The organism is Sideroxydans sp. (assembly GCF_054604835.1).
Window position 1 is genome coordinate 385250 of the sequence record NZ_JBTSFG010000002.1, and the last position, 16318, is coordinate 401567.

18 protein-coding genes are annotated in these 16318 nt (G+C 59.8%); 6 read left to right on the forward strand and 12 right to left on the reverse strand.

Annotated elements, in window-relative coordinates:
- Both ACYCZ5_RS05200 and ACYCZ5_RS05205 read left to right on the forward strand, forming a co-directional pair.
- Positions 1 to 411: a CopD family protein gene (locus tag ACYCZ5_RS05200; protein ID WP_461543723.1), complete on the forward strand. Its 411-nt coding sequence runs from the start codon at positions 1 to 3 to the stop codon at positions 409 to 411.
- Between the two features lies 1 nt (position 412).
- The gene (locus ACYCZ5_RS05205; RefSeq protein WP_461543724.1) at positions 413 to 1555 is read left to right on the forward strand and encodes a THUMP domain-containing class I SAM-dependent RNA methyltransferase; all 1143 of its coding nucleotides are present in this window, start codon (positions 413 to 415) and stop codon (positions 1553 to 1555) included.
- Positions 1556 to 1597: 42 nt separating this feature from the next.
- On the opposite strand, the gene ACYCZ5_RS05210 is transcribed toward ACYCZ5_RS05205, so the two are convergent.
- Positions 1598 to 2734, reverse strand: coding sequence for a PilT/PilU family type 4a pilus ATPase (locus ACYCZ5_RS05210; protein ID WP_461543725.1), 1137 nt, complete (start codon positions 2732 to 2734; stop codon positions 1598 to 1600).
- A 35-nt stretch (positions 2735 to 2769) separates the two neighbouring features.
- Positions 2770 to 3813, reverse strand: coding sequence for a type IV pilus twitching motility protein PilT (locus ACYCZ5_RS05215; RefSeq protein ID WP_461543726.1), 1044 nt, complete (start codon positions 3811 to 3813; stop codon positions 2770 to 2772).
- A gap of 53 nt (positions 3814 to 3866) precedes the next feature.
- Here ACYCZ5_RS05215 and ACYCZ5_RS05220 point away from each other — a divergent pair, with 53 nt between their 5' ends.
- From ACYCZ5_RS05220 to ACYCZ5_RS05235, 4 genes are read left to right on the forward strand one after another with little or no spacing between them, the layout of a single operon-like run.
- The gene (locus ACYCZ5_RS05220) at positions 3867 to 4565 is read left to right on the forward strand and encodes a YggS family pyridoxal phosphate-dependent enzyme (protein ID WP_461543727.1); all 699 of its coding nucleotides are present in this window, start codon (positions 3867 to 3869) and stop codon (positions 4563 to 4565) included.
- Positions 4562 to 5371 (forward strand): pyrroline-5-carboxylate reductase, encoded by an 810-nt coding sequence (proC, locus tag ACYCZ5_RS05225; protein ID WP_461543728.1) that lies wholly within the window; start codon positions 4562 to 4564, stop codon positions 5369 to 5371. Before ACYCZ5_RS05220 ends, proC begins: the two co-directional genes overlap by 4 nt.
- Before the next feature lie 2 nt (positions 5372 to 5373).
- On the forward strand, positions 5374 to 5940 hold the full coding sequence (locus ACYCZ5_RS05230) for a YggT family protein (protein WP_461543729.1): 567 nt from the start codon (positions 5374 to 5376) through the stop codon (positions 5938 to 5940).
- Positions 5937 to 6224, forward strand: coding sequence for a DUF167 domain-containing protein (locus tag ACYCZ5_RS05235; protein ID WP_461543730.1), 288 nt, complete (start codon positions 5937 to 5939; stop codon positions 6222 to 6224). The genes ACYCZ5_RS05230 and ACYCZ5_RS05235 overlap by 4 nt, the downstream gene beginning before the upstream one ends.
- 8 nt (positions 6225 to 6232) lie before the next feature.
- On the opposite strand, the gene ACYCZ5_RS05240 is transcribed toward ACYCZ5_RS05235, so the two are convergent.
- The 10 genes from ACYCZ5_RS05240 to ACYCZ5_RS05285 form a co-directional block, all read right to left on the reverse strand.
- Positions 6233 to 6958 carry a carbonic anhydrase gene (locus ACYCZ5_RS05240; protein ID WP_461543731.1) on the reverse strand — a complete coding sequence of 242 codons (726 nt, stop codon included), beginning with the start codon at positions 6956 to 6958 and terminating at the stop codon, positions 6233 to 6235.
- 83 nt (positions 6959 to 7041) lie between these two features.
- A complete protein-coding gene (locus tag ACYCZ5_RS05245) occupies positions 7042 to 7998 on the reverse strand; it encodes a hypothetical protein (protein WP_461543732.1) in 957 nt (318 codons plus the stop codon).
- 147 nt (positions 7999 to 8145) lie between these two features.
- Positions 8146 to 9600 carry a ribonuclease G gene (gene rng / locus ACYCZ5_RS05250; RefSeq protein WP_461543733.1) on the reverse strand — a complete coding sequence of 485 codons (1455 nt, stop codon included), beginning with the start codon at positions 9598 to 9600 and terminating at the stop codon, positions 8146 to 8148.
- The gene (locus ACYCZ5_RS05255; RefSeq protein WP_461543734.1) at positions 9597 to 10217 is read right to left on the reverse strand and encodes a Maf family protein; all 621 of its coding nucleotides are present in this window, start codon (positions 10215 to 10217) and stop codon (positions 9597 to 9599) included. Before ACYCZ5_RS05255 ends, rng begins: the two co-directional genes overlap by 4 nt.
- Before the next feature lie 13 nt (positions 10218 to 10230).
- Positions 10231 to 10701, reverse strand: coding sequence for a 23S rRNA (pseudouridine(1915)-N(3))-methyltransferase RlmH (rlmH, locus tag ACYCZ5_RS05260; RefSeq protein WP_461543735.1), 471 nt, complete (start codon positions 10699 to 10701; stop codon positions 10231 to 10233).
- Positions 10698 to 11051, reverse strand: a complete 354-nt coding sequence (rsfS, locus tag ACYCZ5_RS05265; protein ID WP_461543736.1) for a ribosome silencing factor — start codon at positions 11049 to 11051, stop codon at positions 10698 to 10700. The genes rlmH and rsfS overlap by 4 nt, the downstream gene beginning before the upstream one ends.
- Complete coding sequence (nadD, locus tag ACYCZ5_RS05270) at positions 11045 to 11707, reverse strand: nicotinate-nucleotide adenylyltransferase (RefSeq protein WP_461543737.1); 663 nt, start codon at positions 11705 to 11707, stop codon at positions 11045 to 11047. Before nadD ends, rsfS begins: the two co-directional genes overlap by 7 nt.
- A 3-nt stretch (positions 11708 to 11710) precedes the next feature.
- On the reverse strand, positions 11711 to 12982 hold the full coding sequence (gene aceF / locus ACYCZ5_RS05275; RefSeq protein ID WP_461543738.1) for a dihydrolipoyllysine-residue acetyltransferase: 1272 nt from the start codon (positions 12980 to 12982) through the stop codon (positions 11711 to 11713).
- 14 nt (positions 12983 to 12996) lie between these two features.
- Positions 12997 to 15651 (reverse strand): pyruvate dehydrogenase (acetyl-transferring), homodimeric type, encoded by a 2655-nt coding sequence (aceE, locus tag ACYCZ5_RS05280; RefSeq protein WP_461543739.1) that lies wholly within the window; start codon positions 15649 to 15651, stop codon positions 12997 to 12999.
- 3 nt (positions 15652 to 15654) lie between these two features.
- Entirely contained in the window at positions 15655 to 16254 is a 600-nt protein-coding gene (locus ACYCZ5_RS05285) for a 5-formyltetrahydrofolate cyclo-ligase (protein WP_461543741.1), read from the reverse strand.
- Positions 16255 to 16318 lie beyond the last annotated feature (64 nt).

A 16318-nucleotide genomic window follows, 5' to 3' on the forward strand; every position in this document is an offset into this window, starting at 1 on the left:
ATGTTGTGGCTGAAAGCATTCCATATATTTTTCGTGGTCAGCTGGTTCGCCGGCTTGTTCTATCTGCCGCGCATTTTCGTCAACCACGCGATGGCGGAAGAAGCGGCGGTGAAGGAGCGCTTCAAGCTGATGGAGCGCAAGCTGTACAAGTTCGTCACGCCCATCGGTGCGCTGGCCGTGATCACCGGCCTGTGGTTGTGGTTCGGTTACGGTTTTTCCGGCGGCTGGTTGCATGCCAAGACCGCCTTTGTGGTCGGTCTGGTCGTCTATCATTTTTACTGCGGTCATCTGGTGAAGGTGTTCGCGGAAGACCGCAATGTGCGCAGTCACGTGTGGTTCCGTTTCTTCAATGAAGTGCCGGTGCTGGTGTTGCTGGCGGTCGTCATCCTCGTCGTCGTGAAGCCTTTCTGATATGCCTGACTTTTTCGCCACCTGTCCGCGCGGACTGGAAAAACTGCTCTCCGACGAACTGCTTTCATGCGGTGCCGCCGGTGTGAAAGCGACAGACGGCGGCGTCGGCTTCTCGGGTGACTGGCCGACCTGCTATCGCATCAATCTGCAAAGCCGCCTCGCCTCGCGCATCCTGTGGCGTGTGCAGGCACCGACGCCGTATCGCAACGAACAGGATGTGTATCAGGCTGCCTACGATCTGCCGTGGACGCGCTGGTTCGAAGTGCAGCACACCATTTTGGTCAAGGTCACGGCGATCAAGAGCCCGCTGACCAGCCTGGAGTTCATCACGCTCAAGATCAAGGACGCGGTGTGCGACAAGTTCCGCGCCGAGAAGAAGGAGCGACCCAGCGTGGCCAAGCTGGAACCGGATATGCGCATCCACGCTTTCTTTGAGGGCGACAAGTTCACGCTGTATCTGGATACCTCGGGCGAGGCGCTGTACAAGCGCGGCGTGCGCACCCATACCAACATCGCGCCGCTGCGCGAGAATCTGGCGGCGGGCATCTTGAAGATGACCGGCTGGCAGCCGGGCATCCCTTTGCTCGATCCGATGTGCGGCAGCGGCACTTTCCTGATCGAGGCGGCGCAGATGTCGCTCAACATCCAGCCCGGCATCGCGCGCCATTTTGCTTTCGAAAAACTGAAGAACTTCGATGCCAAGACCTGGCAAGCGATGCGCGAAGCCGCTATCGCGGCGCAGAAGCCGGTATGTGAGTTGCCGCTGCACGGCAGCGATCTGTACGGTGATGCCTTGGTGGCTGCCCATCAGAATCTGGAAGAAGCGGGCATACGCGAGACAGTGGATCTGAAGCAGTGCAATGTGTTGGAAGCATCCCCGCCGGCGAAGGAAGGCATCCTCGTCGCCAATCTGCCCTACGGCGAACGTATGGGTGACGAGGACGAACTGGCCGAGTTGTATCCGCAGCTGGGCGATGCGTTGAAAAAGAAGTTCGGCGGTTGGAACGCCTACTTGTTCACAGGCGATCTACGTATCGCCAAATTGATGCGATTGACGCCATCCAAACGCACGCCGCTGTTCAACGGTGCCATCGAGTGCCGCTTGTTCGAATACAAGATCGTCAGCGGTAGCAACCGCAAATAAAAAAGCCGCCTTCAAGGCGGCTTTTTTCCGGGCCGTGCAGCATCAGGTCAGTTTCATGTGTTCGGTGCCGCTCATCACGTCGCGGTCCTTGGTCTCCGAGCTTTCCAGTTTGATACGCAGACGCAGGTCGTTGACCGAGTCGGCGTTCTTCAATGCTTCCTCGTAGCTGATCATGCCGGCTTCGTGCAGGTCGTACAGCGCCTGGTCGAAGGTCTGCATGCCGATCTCGCGCGACTTGCCCATCACTTCCTTGATCTGGTGCACCTCGCCCTTGAAGATGAGGTCGGAGATCAGCGGCGAGTTGAGCAGGATCTCGAACGCGGCGGCCCGGCCCTTGCTGTCCTTTTTGGGGATCAGCCGTTGCGAGATGAGTGCTTTGACGTTGAGCGACAGGTCCATCAACAATTGCTCGCGGCGTTCTTCCGGGAAGAAGTTGATGATGCGATCCAGCGCCTGATTGGCACTGTTGGCATGCAGCGTGGCCATGCACAGGTGGCCGGTCTCGGCGAAGGCCACCGCGTATTCCATCGTTTCGCGGTCACGGATCTCGCCGATCAGGATCACGTCGGGTGCCTGGCGCAGGGTGTTCTTCAGCGCATTGTGCCAGTTGTCGGTATCCACCCCGACTTCGCGGTGGGTGATGATGCACTTTTGGTGTTCATGCACGTATTCGACCGGGTCTTCGATGGTGATGATGTGACCCTGGCTGTTGAAGTTGCGGTAGCCGATCATGGCTGCCAGCGTGGACGATTTGCCGGAGCCGGTGCCGCCGACCAGGATCACCAGTCCGCGTTTGGTGAGCGTGACTTCTTTCAGCACGTCCGGCAGGCGCAATTCTTCGAAGGTCGGGATCTTGGTGGTGATAGTACGCAACACCATGCCGACCTTTTGTTGCTGCATGAACACGTTGACACGGAAGCGCCCGATACCGGGCGGGCTGATGGCGAAGTTGCATTCGTGCGTCGCTTCGAATTCGGCGGCCTGGCGGTCGTTCATGATGCTGCGCGCCAGTTCCTGCGTGTGCTGCGGGGACAGGATCTGATTGGACACCGGCGTCATCTTGCCGTCCACCTTGAATGCCGGCGGGAAGCCGGCGGTGACGAACAGGTCGGACGCTTTCTGTGAGATCATGCCTTTCAGCAGATTGTGTACGAGTTCGGTAGCCTGACTTCTTTCCATGTGCTTCTCCTGATTCGGTGATGCTCTGCGCCGACCTAAGCGGGGAACAGATCCTTGTTGGCTGCCTTGCTGCGTGCCTCGCCCGATGCGACGACACCGCGTTTGACCAGATCGGTCAGACACTGGTCCAGCGTCTGCATGCCGATGTTGCCGCCGGTCTGGATGGCGGAATACATCTGCGGCACTTTCGCTTCGCGGATCAGGTTACGGATGGCGGGGGTGCAGATCATGATCTCGTGCGCGGCTGCGCGGCCTGCGCCGTCCTTGGTCTTGAGCAGGGTCTGCGAGATTACGGCGCGCAGTGATTCGGACAGCATCGCGCGCACCATCTCCTTCTCGTCGGCGGGGAACACGTCGATGATACGGTCGATGGTCTTGGCGGCGGAGCTGGTATGCAGCGTGCCGAACACCAGGTGGCCGGTCTCGGCAGCGGACATGGCGAGGCGAATGGTCTCCAGGTCGCGCATCTCGCCGACCAGGATCACGTCCGGGTCTTCACGCAGCGCGCTGCGCAAAGCGTTGTTGAACGACAGCGTGTGTGGACCGACTTCGCGCTGGTTGATCAGACATTTCTTGGATTCGTGCACGAATTCGATCGGGTCTTCCACGGTCAGGATGTGGCCCATCTCGCTCTCGTTGATGTGGTTCACCATCGCCGCCAGCGTGGTCGATTTACCCGAGCCGGTCGGGCCGGTGACCAGCACCATGCCGCGCGGGTTCTCGGCGATGGTCTTGAAGATGGGGGGCGCGTTCAGGTCTTCCAGTGACAGGATCTTGGAAGGAATGGTACGCATGACCGCACCGGCGCCGCGATTCTGGATGAAGGCGTTGACACGGAAACGGGCGAGATTGGGGACTTCGAAGGAGAAGTCGACTTCCTTGTTCTCCTCGTAATGTTTGCGCTGCCCGTCGTTCATGATGTCGTACATCATGGCGTGCACTTCCTTGTGCTCCATGGCCGGCAGGTTGATACGGCGCATATCGCCGTGCACGCGGATCATCGGAGGCAAACCGGCGGAGAGGTGCAAGTCGGAAGCTTTGTTCTTCACGCCGAAGGCGAGCAGTTCGGTGATATCCATATATAATTCCCCAGTCGTTAAACAACCGCCAATATCGTGCAGGCCGCCGGATTATGACTGCAATCCTTTCCAACTTGCAAGCCGTGAAGCGGGCTGTAACAGAAGCCTCGTTAGCGGCAGGTCGTCCCCGCGACGCGGTGCATCTGCTGGCGGTCAGCAAGACCTTTCCGGCCGAAGCCGTGCGCGAGGCATACCAGGCCGGACAGACCGCTTTCGGCGAGAACTATCTGCAAGAAGCACTGGACAAGATCGGGGCGCTGCGTGACTTGCCGCTGGAATGGCATTTCATCGGACCGATACAGAGCAACAAGACACGCCCCATCGCCGAACATTTCGACTGGGTGCATGGTGTCGACCGGCTGAAGGTCGCCGAACGTTTGTCGGCGCAACGGCCGGGATCCTTACCGGATCTGAATATCTGCCTGCAGGTCAATGTGAGCGGCGAGGCAAGCAAGAGCGGCGTGGCACCGCAAGAGGTCTTGCAGCTGGCAGGTGAGGTCGTGCGGTTGCCTCGATTGAAGTTGCGTGGTCTCATGGCGATCCCCGCGCCGGTTGATGATCCGTTGTTGCAGCGTGCACCGTTCGTGCAGATGCGCGAATTGCTGGCGGTATTGAATGCGCAGGGCATGCAAATGGACACGCTCTCGATGGGTATGTCACATGACTTTGCGGTGGCGATACAGGAAGGCGCGACCATCGTGCGCGTGGGCACCGCGATCTTCGGTGCCAGAAACTACGGAGGCGAACAATGAACATCTGTTTTGTTGGTGGCGGCAATATGGCGACGGCCCTGATCGGTGGCATGCTCAAGCGCGGCTATTCCCCGTCCAAGATTCGCGTGGTCGAGGTGGATGAGGCGCGTTGCTTGAAGCTGCATCACGATTTCGTGGTGCGCGCCACGACAGACATGAGTGATGCGGTCCCGTTTAGCGAGATCATTCTGCTGGCTGTGAAGCCTCAGCAGATGCAGAGCACCTGCCGCAACCTGGCACCGTTGCTGACCGGGCAAATGATCATCTCCATCGCGGCCGGCATCCGTGCGCATGACATCGCCCGCTGGCTGGGTACCGGCAATATCGTGCGCGCCATGCCCAACACGCCGGCATTGATCCGCCATGGCGTGGCCGGTCTGTACGCGCTGGAGGCGGTGAGCGCTGCCAACCGCGAACGTGCCGAGGCGATCATCGAGGCGGTCGGCACCAGTTTGTGGGTGGAGGAAGAATCCATGCTGGATAGCGTGACGGCCATCTCGGGCAGCGGCCCGGCCTATGTGTTCTATTTCATCGAAGCGATGCAGCAGGCGGCACAGGAGCTGGGGCTGGATGCATTCCAATCGCGGCAATTGGTGCTGGATACCTTCATCGGCGCAGCCAAGCTGGCAGAGAGCAGCCAGCAGGATATCGCCACGCTACGTGCCAATGTGACATCGAAGAACGGCACGACCGAGCGTGCGCTATTGAGTCTGGAGGCGAACAATGTGCGCGCGCATATCGTCGCCGCCGCCCATGCGGCAGCGGCGCGTTCCAAGGAATTAGGCGATGAATTGGGTAAGGATTGAAGATGCTGTCTGAAGCTTTGTTGTTCCTGGCCGATGCACTGCTGCAACCGTTTGCGGCGGTATTGTTGTTCCGCTTCCATGCGGTCTGGCTGCGTGTGCCGATGCGCAATCCGGTGGGTGAGTTCGTGCTGGCGATCACCGACTTCATCGTGTTGCCGCTGCGCCGTCGTCTGCCTGCGCTGCCCGGCATGGATAGCGCCACGCTGCTACTGGCCCTCGTCTTTGAATTCGTCTATCTGGTGGCCTTCATCAGCTTGCAGGGCTACCCGTTCGACACCTTCCCGCTGATCGGACTGTTGCTGTGGACGCTGGTCAAGCTGCTGAAGCTGAGCTTGTATCTGTTGATGGCCAGCCTGCTACTGGAGGCGGTCATGTCCTGGGTCAATCCGCATACGCCGCTGGCGCCGCTGCTGACGGCAGTGAACCTGCCCTTCGTGCAACCCCTGCGCCGTCGCATCCCCACCGTTGGCAGTCTGGACCTGTCCATACTGGTACTGCTGCTGTTGTGCCAGCTGTTGCTGATCGTGATGGTCGGCGGGCTGGAACAGGCCGCGACGCGCCTGCTGTGAGCGGGTGGTATCGCCGCAACGGTGACGTGTTGACGCTGACGCTGCATGTTCAACCGGGTGCCAAGCGCAGCGAGGTGTCCGGCTTGCATGGCGAGGCATTGAAGATACGCCTTGCCGCACCGCCCATCGAGGGGCGTGCCAACGATGCGTTATGCAGGTTCATCGCCGATGCCTTCGGTGTGGCGCTGAAGCAGGTGGAGCTCAAGCAGGGCGCACAGTCGCGCCACAAGGTTGTGGCGGTCACCGGCAGCAGCGTCGATCCGGAAAGCTGCCTGCGACCCTGATCCAGGTATCAGTGCGTGCCGGTCCGCAGGCTCTTTTCGGATAGCAACGCTTTCACATTTCCCAGTTTGCTGCGGTCACTTTCACCGTTCACGTTGATGATGTGCAGCTTGCCTGCGCCGTTATGCATATCGTCGGCGAAATCCATCACCCCACCGATCACCACCAGTTCGCCTTTGCGTATCTCTTCCGCGAACTTGATCATGGCGGCACTGACCTGGTTATGCACGTTGGCCTGCACGCCATCCATATTGTTGAGGTTGGAAGAGATGTTGATGGTGTCCAGTTCGCGCTTGATGGCTTCCGATTCTTTGGAATAGTTACCGCTGACCGCCGCGATGGCACCGCAACGGGAATGGCCCACGAACATCAGCACCGGCGTGTGCAGGTGGTGCACGCCGTACTCAACCGATCCTTCCGTCGTGGTGAGCTGGTTGCCGATGTTGCGGATCATGAACAACTGGCCCTCGGGCGCGCGCGAGAACATATTGGTGTGCACGCGCGAGTCGGAGCAGGTCACGACGGTGGCAAAGGGTTGCTGCCCTTTCGCGAGGTCCGAGAAGAACTCGATGCGTCGTATCGACATGTAGATGCCGTTGTTGGCGGACAGGTCATTGAGGAATGTGGTGACGGCTGCCGATTCGGCCTTGGCATGTTCGGGGCCCGGCTGTGCATAGGACTGGGGAGTGAGGCTGATTGAACATGCAACCAGCAGTGTGGCGAATCGCTTAAGCATAGGACACCTGTACATATATTCGAGGCTGCAGGATATACGGCATTGCCGATGTGCCAACAGATGAAAAGCGCTTGTTATCGGCCTTATTCCTCGTCGAACAGCATTTGCAGGCGCAGCCAGAGCAGCGGATCCATGTCGTAGCTTTGCGCATGCCGGAAATGCAATTGCGGATTGAATTCGAAGTACAGCCAGCGCCGGTTCAATTGACGGCGATACAGTACAGATATCACGGCATCGTCCAGGCGGGACTGAGGTTTGCTGACGCCGATCAGGCTGAGCTGGTATTGCACTGCGCGTTTCTCGTCCAGTGTGTGAAAGACGGTGAAGTTCTGCTGCAGGTCGAAGCGCTGCGGCAGATGCAGCCAGGTCACGCTGCTGGTGGCGCGGAACAGTGTCTGCGGAGCCAGCGGGCGATCGAAGTCCACTTGCGTGGTCTCGCCCAGACCAGACTGGCTGAACCAGTACAGCGATTGCGCCGGTTTCATGCGCCATTCACCTATCGGTATGACGAGGCTGGCGCGCGCACGGGCGAAGGGTTCCAGCGGTGCATGTAGTTTGATACCCACGTCGGTGCTGGTGTGCCAGACCTGTTCTTCGCTCTCTTCCACGCGCAGCGCCAAGCCGTATTCCCCCGGCGCACGGAAAGGTCCGATACGTTGTGTCTGATTCTGGCCGGCACCGGGGCCGGCGGTGTTCTGCTCCGGATCGCTCTCCAGCAGCAGATGCAAGCGATGTTCGGTAGAAGGCAGGTGCAGTTTGATGCGGCCGGACAGCGTGGTCTCGCGCTGGCCGCCGGCCGTCATCTGCTCGTCGAGGTCGATCTGGAGCACGCTGCGATTGCTCTCCTGGAAATTGCGCTCATCACCGAAGAAGCGATCCAGTCCGGTGACCAGGCGGACAAAATGCTGCGATACGTATTCTCTTGTCGCATCCGCCTGTTGCATGCCGGTGCTGGCCAGCGCGGGGAGAGGGTTATCGACTGCTGCCCCTGCTGCAGCAGGCAGGCATAGCGCAGCCCATAGGCAGGTCGAGCGAAACATGGATTTATGCAGTTGATGGGGCATGGCGAGATGATACACATAAAAAAAAGCCGACTTGCGTCGGCTTGAAATCGCACTGTTGCTGTTGCCTTGGGTCCGGGTTTCTGTAAACAAAAAACCGGAAGGCTGGCAGTTAACGCACGACTCCTACATCAGGATGACATCGTATTGCTCTTGATTGTAAAGATTCTCCACCTGCAGCGAGACCGGCTTGCCGATGAAGTCGGACAACTGGGCCAGACTTTGCGATTCCTCGTCCAGGAACAGGTCGATCACCTGCTGCGAGGCGAGGATGCGGTACTCGCGGGCATTGAATTGGCGGGCCTCGCGCAGGATTTCGCGCAGGATCTGGTAGCAAACGGTCTGCGCGGTCTTCACCTCGCCGCGTCCCTGGCAGGTGGGGCAGGGCTCGCACAGCACATGCGCCAGGCTCTCGCGGGTGCGCTTGCGCGTCATCTCGACCAGCCCCAGCGCAGAGAACCCGTTCACATTGACGCGGGTGCGGTCCATCGCCAGCATCTTGCGGAACTCTTCCAGTACGCCGTCGCGGTGCTCTTGGCTGTCCATGTCGATGAAGTCGCAGATGATGATGCCGCCCAGATTGCGCAGGCGCAGTTGGCGGGCGATGACCTGCGCCGCTTCCAGATTGGTCTTGAAGATGGTGTCGTCGAAGTTGCGGCCGCCGACGAAACCGCCGGTGTTCACATCGATGGTGGTCAGCGCTTCGGTCTGGTCGATGATCAGGTAGCCGCCCGATTTGAGATTGACGCGCTTGGACAGCGCCGACTCGATCTCGTCCTCGATGCCGTACAGGTCGAACAAGGGGCGTGTGCCGATGTAGTGACTTAACTTTTCCACTGCTGCCGTGCTGAAGTCTGCCGCGAATGCCTGCATGCGCTGGTGGGTGTCGCGCGAATCCACCAGGATGCGGGCAGTCTCCTGGCCGAAGAAATCGCGCAGCACGCGCAGGCTGATATCCAGCTCCTTGTACAGCAGGGCGGGTGCGCCCAGTTGTTTCGCCTGTTGCTGCAGCTTGCCCCACAACTTGTCAAGATAGGCCACGTCGGTGCGCATCTCCTCGTCTGTCGAGCCTTCAGCCATGGTGCGGATGATGTAGCCGCCACCGTGTTCGGGCGGCAGCAATTGCTGCAGGCGGACGCGCAGGGTCTCGCGCTCTTCTTCGTTCTCGATGCGTTGCGATACGCCGATGTGAGCTTCCTGCGGCAGGTAGACCAGCAGGCGGCCGGCGAAGCTCAACTGTGTGGAGAGACGTGCGCCCTTGCTGCCGATCGGGTCCTTGATCACCTGCGCCAGTACGCTCTGGCCTTCGAACAATACTTTCTCGATGGGTTTGGCTGCATCGCCGTTGATGCGGTTCTCCCAGATATCGGCCACATGCAGGAAGGCCGAGCGCTCCAATCCGATGTCGATGAAGGCCGATTGCATGCCGGGCAACACACGCTTCACTTTGCCGACGTAGACATTGCCGACCAGTCCGCGCTGGCTGCCGCGCTCGATGTGCAGTTCCTGCACCACGCCCTGCTGCATCACGGCGACGCGCGTCTCCTGCGGGGTGACGTTGATCAGTATCTCTTCATTCATGCGGTGGAGACTCCGAAATGTTGCAGCAATTCTATCGTCTCGAACAATGGCAGCCCCATCACGCCGGTGTAGCTGCCGTCGATATGTTTTACGAATGCACCGGCAGCGCCCTGGATGCCGTAGGCACCTGCCTTGTCGTGCGCTTCACCGGTCAGCAGGTAGCGGCGTATGCGTGTTTCGTTCAGTTCGGCGAAGGTGATGGTGGTGGTCGATAGACGCATCTCCAGCCGTCCTTCGAAAGCGACGGCCACTGCGGTGAGCACCTGGTGCTGTGTGCCTGAAAGTTCGCTCAGTATCTGCAGGGCATGTTCGTTGTTGTCCGGCTTGCCGATGATCTTGCCGTTGACAGTGACCGTGGTGTCGGCGGCCAGCACCGGGTAAGGCCGCAGCTTGCGCAACAGCAGCGCTTCCCAGCCCGCCTCCGCCTTGGCGCGGCAGATGCGCTGCACATAGTCGACCGGCAGCTCGCCCGCAAGCGGTGTCTCGTCCACATGCACTTCGCGGCGCGGATCGTTGCGCAGCAGCAGCGGATCGAAACGCACGCTGATCTGTTTGAGCAGTTCGCGGCGACGCGGACTCTGCGAGGCGAGATAGATGCGTGAGTGGTTGGTGCTCATGGCTGACCCGGATTCATTCTCTGTGATAGGGGTGATTGTGCATCAGCGAGTGCGCGCGATAAAGCTGTTCCGCCAGCAGTACGCGTACCATGCCGTGCGGCAGGGTGAAGGCGGACAGGGCCATCAATTGGCGCGCGCGCTGTTTCACCGATTCGTGCAGGCCGTCGGCACCTCCGATGATGAAGGCGACATCGCCGCCCTGTTGCATCCAGTCTTTTAGCTGTTGTGCCAGTTGCTTGGTGGTCGGTGTCGCGCCGTGTTCATCGAGCGCGATGCAGTGTGCGGAAGCGGGCAGGGCGGCGAGGATGCGCTGCGCCTCGGACTCCATGATCTGTGCGGTGGTCTTGCCGGTGGTGCGCGGCTCGGGTTTGATCTCTACCAGCGAGATGCTCGCCTCGCGCGGCATGCGCTTGGCGTATTCGTTGAAGCCCTCGGTGATCCACGCGGGCATCTTGTTGCCCACCGCGAGGATCATCAGTTTCATTTGCCGGCTTGGGCGCGCAGCTTGGGTTGGACGCCCCAGAGTTCTTCAAGGTTGTAATACGCGCGCACGGCGGGCTGCATGATGTGGACGATGACATCGCCCAGATCGACCAGCACCCATTCGCCGCTGTCACCGCCTTCGATGCCGACCACTTCTTCGCCGATCTCTTTCAGTTTCTTTGATACATGGTCAGCCAACGCTTTGGTCTGGCGTGTGGATTGTGCGCTGGCGATCACCATCGATTCGAACAGCGAGTTGAATTTGCGGGTATCGATGACATCGATATCAACCGCTTTGATGTCTTCCAGTGCAGCCACGACGGCGGCGGTCTTGTCTTTTACGTTTAGCATGATGAGTAGGTCTGATTGGTTTGAATATGATGGGTGACGGCATCGGGCACCAGATAGCGGATGCTCTTGCCGTCCATACAGCGGCGGCGGATGTCGGTGGAGGATATCTCCAGTGCGGGCATGTCGGCGACGAAGATCGCGCCGGCAGGTGATTCGTGCAGGGCTTGCGCACCGGGGGCGAGGCGGGCGCGGTATTCGGTCTGCAGTGCCGCGTCGGCCTGCGCCATCGCGTTACCCAGCGGCAAGCCGCCCGCGCGTTGCAACACCACGATGTGCGCCAGTGCGAACAACTGCTGCCATTCGTGCCAGGTGTGCAGTTGCATGAAGGCATCGCCGCCCAGGATCAAACACAGCGGTTGTTGCATACCCAGTTCGGCTCGCAGCGCGGAGAGCGAATCGACGGTGTAGCAGGGATCCGTACGGAACACTTCGCGCACATCGACCATGAAGTCGGGGTGGCCGTTCACCGCCAGTCGCACCATCTCCCAGCGCATCTTGGCGGGTGCTAAGGGAGCGGGCCTATGCGGCGGTGTGCCACTGGGCATGAAGCGTACTTGCGACATGCCACATTGCTCCAACGCTTCCTGGGCGATGCGAAGATGCCCATGATGGATGGGATCGAAAGTACCGCCGAGGATGCCGATCGGTTGTGTCACTGGTTAGACGGCCAGACGACGCACGTCAGCGAGCACGTGCGCAAGATAGGTGGTGAAGCGCGCGCCCATCGCGCCGTCGATCACACGGTGGTCGTAGGACAGCGACAGCGGCAGCATCAGGCGCGGCACGAATTCGCCGTCTTTCCACACCGGTTTCATGCTGGAACGCGACACGCCCAGGATGGCCACTTCAGGCGCATTGATGATCGGCGTGAATGCCGTGCCACCGATACCGCCCAGACTGGAGATGGTGAAGCAGCCGCCCTGCATGTCGGCAGCGGTGATCTTCTTGTCGCGTGCGCGCGCACTGACTTCCATCAATTCCTGCGCCAGCTGCACGATGCCTTTCTGGTCGACGTCGCGGATCACCGGCACCATCAGGCCGTCCGGTGTGTCCACCGCGACGCCGATGTGGATGTATTTCTTCACGATCAGGTTCTCGCCGCTCGTATCCAGCGAAGCGTTGAAATCCGGGAAGTGGCGCAGCGTGGTGGCGACCGCCTTGAGCATGAAGGCCAGCGGGGTGATCTTGATGTTCTGCTTGGCGTATTCGTCGTTGAGCTGCTTGCGGAAAGCTTCCAGCTCGCTGATGTCGGCATCCTCGAACTGCGTGACATGCGGGATCATCACCCAGTTGCGGTGCAGGTTCGCGCCGGAGATCTTCTTGATGCGCGACAGCGGCTTGGATTCGACTGCGCCGAACTTGGCGAAATCCACATCCGGCCACGGTAGCAGTCCCGGCAATGCACCACCGGCTGCCGCGCCGCGCGGCTGCGCCAGCGATTGTTTGACGAAGTTCTGCACGTCGTCCTTGGTGATGCGACCTTTATCCGCGCTGCCCTTCACCTGTGTCAGATCGACACCGAGTTCGCGGGCGAAGCGACGGATGGACGGGCTGGCGTGTGCCTTGCCGCCGGGAGCCATTGCGACCGGCGCTGCTGCTGCAACGGGCGCAGCAGTCGGTGCCGGTTTTGCAGCAGGTGCCGCCTGCGGTGCGGGTGCGGACGGTGCGGCGACTGCCGGTGCTGCAGCAGCACTGGCTTCGATCAGCGCGATCAGATCACCTTCCGATACTTTGTCACCGACCTTGACCTTGAGCTCTTTCAGCACGCCGTCGAACGGTGCCGGCACATCCATGGTCGCCTTGTCGGTCTCCAGGGTGATCAGCGTCTGTTCGGCAGTGACCTGCTGGCCGGCCTTCACGCCGACTTCAATGACTTCGACACCTTTGAATCCGCCGATGTCCGGAACCGATACATTCTTGATTTCTGCCACGTCGTTCTCCTCGATTACACCGTGGTGGGATTCGGTTTGTCAGCGTCGATCTGGTATTGCTTGATCGCGCGGCTGACTACGCTCGCTTCGATACTGCCTTCGTCGGCCAATGCCTTCAATGCGGCAACGGCGACGAAGTAGCGGTCCACCTCGAAGAATTCACGCAGCTTTTTGCGGAAGTCGGAACGGCCGAAACCGTCCGTACCCAGCGTCTTGTACTCTGCTTTCACATAAGGACGGATCTGATCCGGATAAGCGCGCATGTAGTCGGTTGCGGCGACGACAGGTGTCTTCGCATCCAAGCACTGCTCAACGTAGCTTGTGCGCGGCTTGGCTTCGGGATGCAGCATGTTCCAGCGTTCGCAGTCGATACCATCGCGGCGCAACTCGTTGAAGCTGGTCACGCTCCACACATCGGAAGAGATGTCGAAGTCGCGTGCTAGCAGTTCCGCTGCCGCGATGACTTCACGCAGGATGGTGCCGCTGCCCAGCAACTGTACTTTGGCTTTGGATTTGGCCTTACTGCTGCTGAACTTGTACATACCCTTGATGATGCCCTGCTCGGCACCTTTCGGCATGGCCGGGTGGGTGTAGTTCTCGTTCATCACCGTGAGGTAATAGAACACGTCCTGCTGTTCCTGATACATGCGGCGCATGCCGTCCTGCACGATCACGGCCAGTTCGTAGGCGAACGTAGGGTCGTAGGACACGCAGTTGGGGATGGTCGCGGCCATCAGATGGCTGTGGCCGTCCTGATGCTGCAGACCTTCGCCGTTCAGCGTGGTGCGACCGGCTGTGCCGCCGACCAGGAAACCGCGTGCGCGCAGGTCGCCCGCTGCATAAGCCAGATCGCCGATACGCTGGAAGCCGAACATGGAGTAGTAGATGTAGAACGGAATCATCGCCACGCCGTGGTTGGCGTAGGCGGTGGCCGCCGCGATCCAGTCGGCCATGCCGCCTGCTTCGTTTATGCCTTCCTGCAGGATCTGGCCGCTCGCCGATTCTTTATAGAACATCAGCTGGTCGGCATCCTGCGGTGTGTACAACTGACCCACCTGCGAGAAGATACCGAGCTGGCGGAACATGCCTTCCATGCCGAAGGTGCGTGATTCGTCCGGCACGATAGGGACGATCTGCTTGCCGATAGCCTTGTCTTTCACCAGCATGCCGAGCATACGCACGAAGGCCATGGTGGTGGAGAATTCGCGCTCTTCGCTGGATTTCAGCAGTGCATCGAAAGCGTCCAGTGTCGGGATGTTGAGCGGATGCGCCAATGGTTCGCGTGCCGGGATGTTGCCCATCTTGGCACTGCGTTCCTTGAGGTACTTGGCTTCCTGGCTGTCGGGCGCGGGGCGCACGAAGGGCAGGTTGGGCAGTTGCTCGTCGCTCACGGGGATATTGAAACGGTCGCGGAAGTTACGCAGCGACCCGATGTCCATCTTCTTCTGCTGGTGAGTCGGGTTCTGCGCTTCGCCCGAGGAACCCATGCCGTAACCTTTCACGGTCTTGGCTAGGATCACGGTCGGTTGTCCCTTGTGCTTGGACGCTGCCGAGTAGGCTGCGAACACTTTGAACGGATCATGGCCGCCGCGGTTCAGGCGCCAGATCTCGTCGTCGGACATGTCAGCGACCAGTTCGAGCAACTCAGGATACTTGCCGAAGAAATGTTCGCGCACATAAGCGCCATCTTTGGATTTGTAGGTCTGGTACTCACCATCCACCACTTCCATCATGCGTTTTTCCAGCAGGCCGCTCTTGTCTTTGGCCAACAGACGATCCCACCAGCGACCCCATACCACTTTGATCACGTTCCAGCCTGCGCCACGGAACACACCTTCCAGTTCCTGAATGATCTTGCCGTTGCCGCGTACCGGACCATCCAGTCGTTGCAGGTTGCAGTTGATCACGAAGATCAGGTTGTCCAGACCTTCGCGGCCGGCCATGGAGATCGCGCCCAGCGATTCCGGTTCGTCCGTCTCGCCGTCGCCAAGGAACGCCCATACCTTGCGGCCGTTGGTCTGAGACAGATTGCGATGCTGCAGGTAGCGCATGAAACGCGCTTGATAAATTGCCATCAGCGGACCGAGACCCATCGATACCGTGGGGAACTGCCAGAAGCTAGGCATCAACCACGGGTGTGGGTAAGAAGACAGACCGTCGCCGTCCACTTCTTGGCGGAACTTGCGCAATTGTTCTTCCGACAGGCGGCCTTCGAGGAAGGCGCGCGCATAGATGCCGGGTGAGCAGTGGCCTTGGAAATAAACCAGGTCGCCGCCTTGATCTTTGGTGTGACCGCGGAAGAAATGGTTGAACCCGACGTCATACAAAGTGGCTGCCGAAGCGAAGCTGGCGATGTGGCCGCCCAACTCGGAGGATTCCTTGTTTGCATTCAGGATGATCGCCATGGCGTTCCAGCGCGTCAGTGCGCGGATGCGGTGTTCCAATTCATGGTTGCCGCTGGAACGCTCTTCCTTTTCCACCTTGATGCTATTGACGTAGGGGGTGGTCGCGCTGATCGGCATATCGTCGCCGGCCAGCCGTGCATGGTTGATCAGTTGGTCAAGCAGGAAGTGGGCACGCTGGGCGCCTTCCTTTTCCAGAACGGACTGGAGCGATTCCAGCCATTCCTGTGTTTCCTGCGGATCATGATCGGGTATCTGTGTCGCCATCGCTTACTCTCTCTCTCGGTTACAACGCAATATTTCGTTTTCCGTCACCAACCATTCCACTGCGCGGTCGGTGTCCTCCAGCGGGATGTCTTCGACCACTTGCAGCCCGAACGCAGCAGCGACCAAAGCTGGTCGGTGCGGCATGCGTGCCAGCAGCCTGTCGTAGAAACCGCCCCCATAACCCAGGCGTCCCCCGTCCCGGGTGAACGCGACGCCGGGTAACAATATGAGATCTATCGTTCCCAACGCTTCTTCTTTTATACATCGCTCGATCAGCGGCTCGCGTATGCCCCACGAACCGGGCGCCACGTCTAGCTGCAGATCCTGCACCTGATACAGATCCAGATGCTTGCTTGCCTTGTTCGCACGCGGCAGCACCACACGTTTGCCGTCGCGCAGTGCTTGCGCGATCCAATGCTCGGTATCCAGTTCGGCCCCGAAGTTCAGGTAGCCCAGTATGGTCGCGGCTTGCCGATACGCGGGCAAACTGCTCACTGCGTCCAGAATGGTATGACTCAGACGCAGCCGTTCTGCCGCGCCCATATTTTCGCGGGCGGCGATTATACGTTGCCGGAGGGTCAGCTTCCTAGCTTGGATGTTCATAAGCCCCTATTCAATTTCCAACAAAGCGAGCAACGCGCAACATTGCCAATAGAACGGGGCTTAA

What these genes read in the sequence shown, in the direction of transcription:
- ACYCZ5_RS05255 (WP_461543734.1), bottom strand. Translation starts at nt 10,217, where the DNA reads ATGAGCACCAACCACTCACGCATCTATCTCGCCTCGCAGAGTCCGCGT.
- rsfS (WP_461543736.1), bottom strand. Translation starts at nt 11,051, where the DNA reads ATGCTAAACGTAAAAGACAAGACCGCCGCCGTCGTGGCTGCACTGGAA.
- ACYCZ5_RS05200 (WP_461543723.1), top strand. Translation starts at nt 1, where the DNA reads ATGTTGTGGCTGAAAGCATTCCATATATTTTTCGTGGTCAGCTGGTTC.
- ACYCZ5_RS05205 (WP_461543724.1), top strand. Translation starts at nt 413, where the DNA reads ATGCCTGACTTTTTCGCCACCTGTCCGCGCGGACTGGAAAAACTGCTC.
- ACYCZ5_RS05220 (WP_461543727.1), top strand. Translation starts at nt 3,867, where the DNA reads ATGACTGCAATCCTTTCCAACTTGCAAGCCGTGAAGCGGGCTGTAACA.
- ACYCZ5_RS05210 (WP_461543725.1), bottom strand. Translation starts at nt 2,734, where the DNA reads ATGGAAAGAAGTCAGGCTACCGAACTCGTACACAATCTGCTGAAAGGC.
- rng (WP_461543733.1), bottom strand. Translation starts at nt 9,600, where the DNA reads ATGAATGAAGAGATACTGATCAACGTCACCCCGCAGGAGACGCGCGTC.
- ACYCZ5_RS05230 (WP_461543729.1), top strand. Translation starts at nt 5,374, where the DNA reads ATGCTGTCTGAAGCTTTGTTGTTCCTGGCCGATGCACTGCTGCAACCG.
- ACYCZ5_RS05245 (WP_461543732.1), bottom strand. Translation starts at nt 7,998, where the DNA reads ATGTTTCGCTCGACCTGCCTATGGGCTGCGCTATGCCTGCCTGCTGCA.
- rlmH (WP_461543735.1), bottom strand. Translation starts at nt 10,701, where the DNA reads ATGAAACTGATGATCCTCGCGGTGGGCAACAAGATGCCCGCGTGGATC.
- aceE (WP_461543739.1), bottom strand. Translation starts at nt 15,651, where the DNA reads ATGGCGACACAGATACCCGATCATGATCCGCAGGAAACACAGGAATGG.
- ACYCZ5_RS05240 (WP_461543731.1), bottom strand. Translation starts at nt 6,958, where the DNA reads ATGCTTAAGCGATTCGCCACACTGCTGGTTGCATGTTCAATCAGCCTC.
- ACYCZ5_RS05215 (WP_461543726.1), bottom strand. Translation starts at nt 3,813, where the DNA reads ATGGATATCACCGAACTGCTCGCCTTCGGCGTGAAGAACAAAGCTTCC.
- ACYCZ5_RS05285 (WP_461543741.1), bottom strand. Translation starts at nt 16,254, where the DNA reads ATGAACATCCAAGCTAGGAAGCTGACCCTCCGGCAACGTATAATCGCC.
- proC (WP_461543728.1), top strand. Translation starts at nt 4,562, where the DNA reads ATGAACATCTGTTTTGTTGGTGGCGGCAATATGGCGACGGCCCTGATC.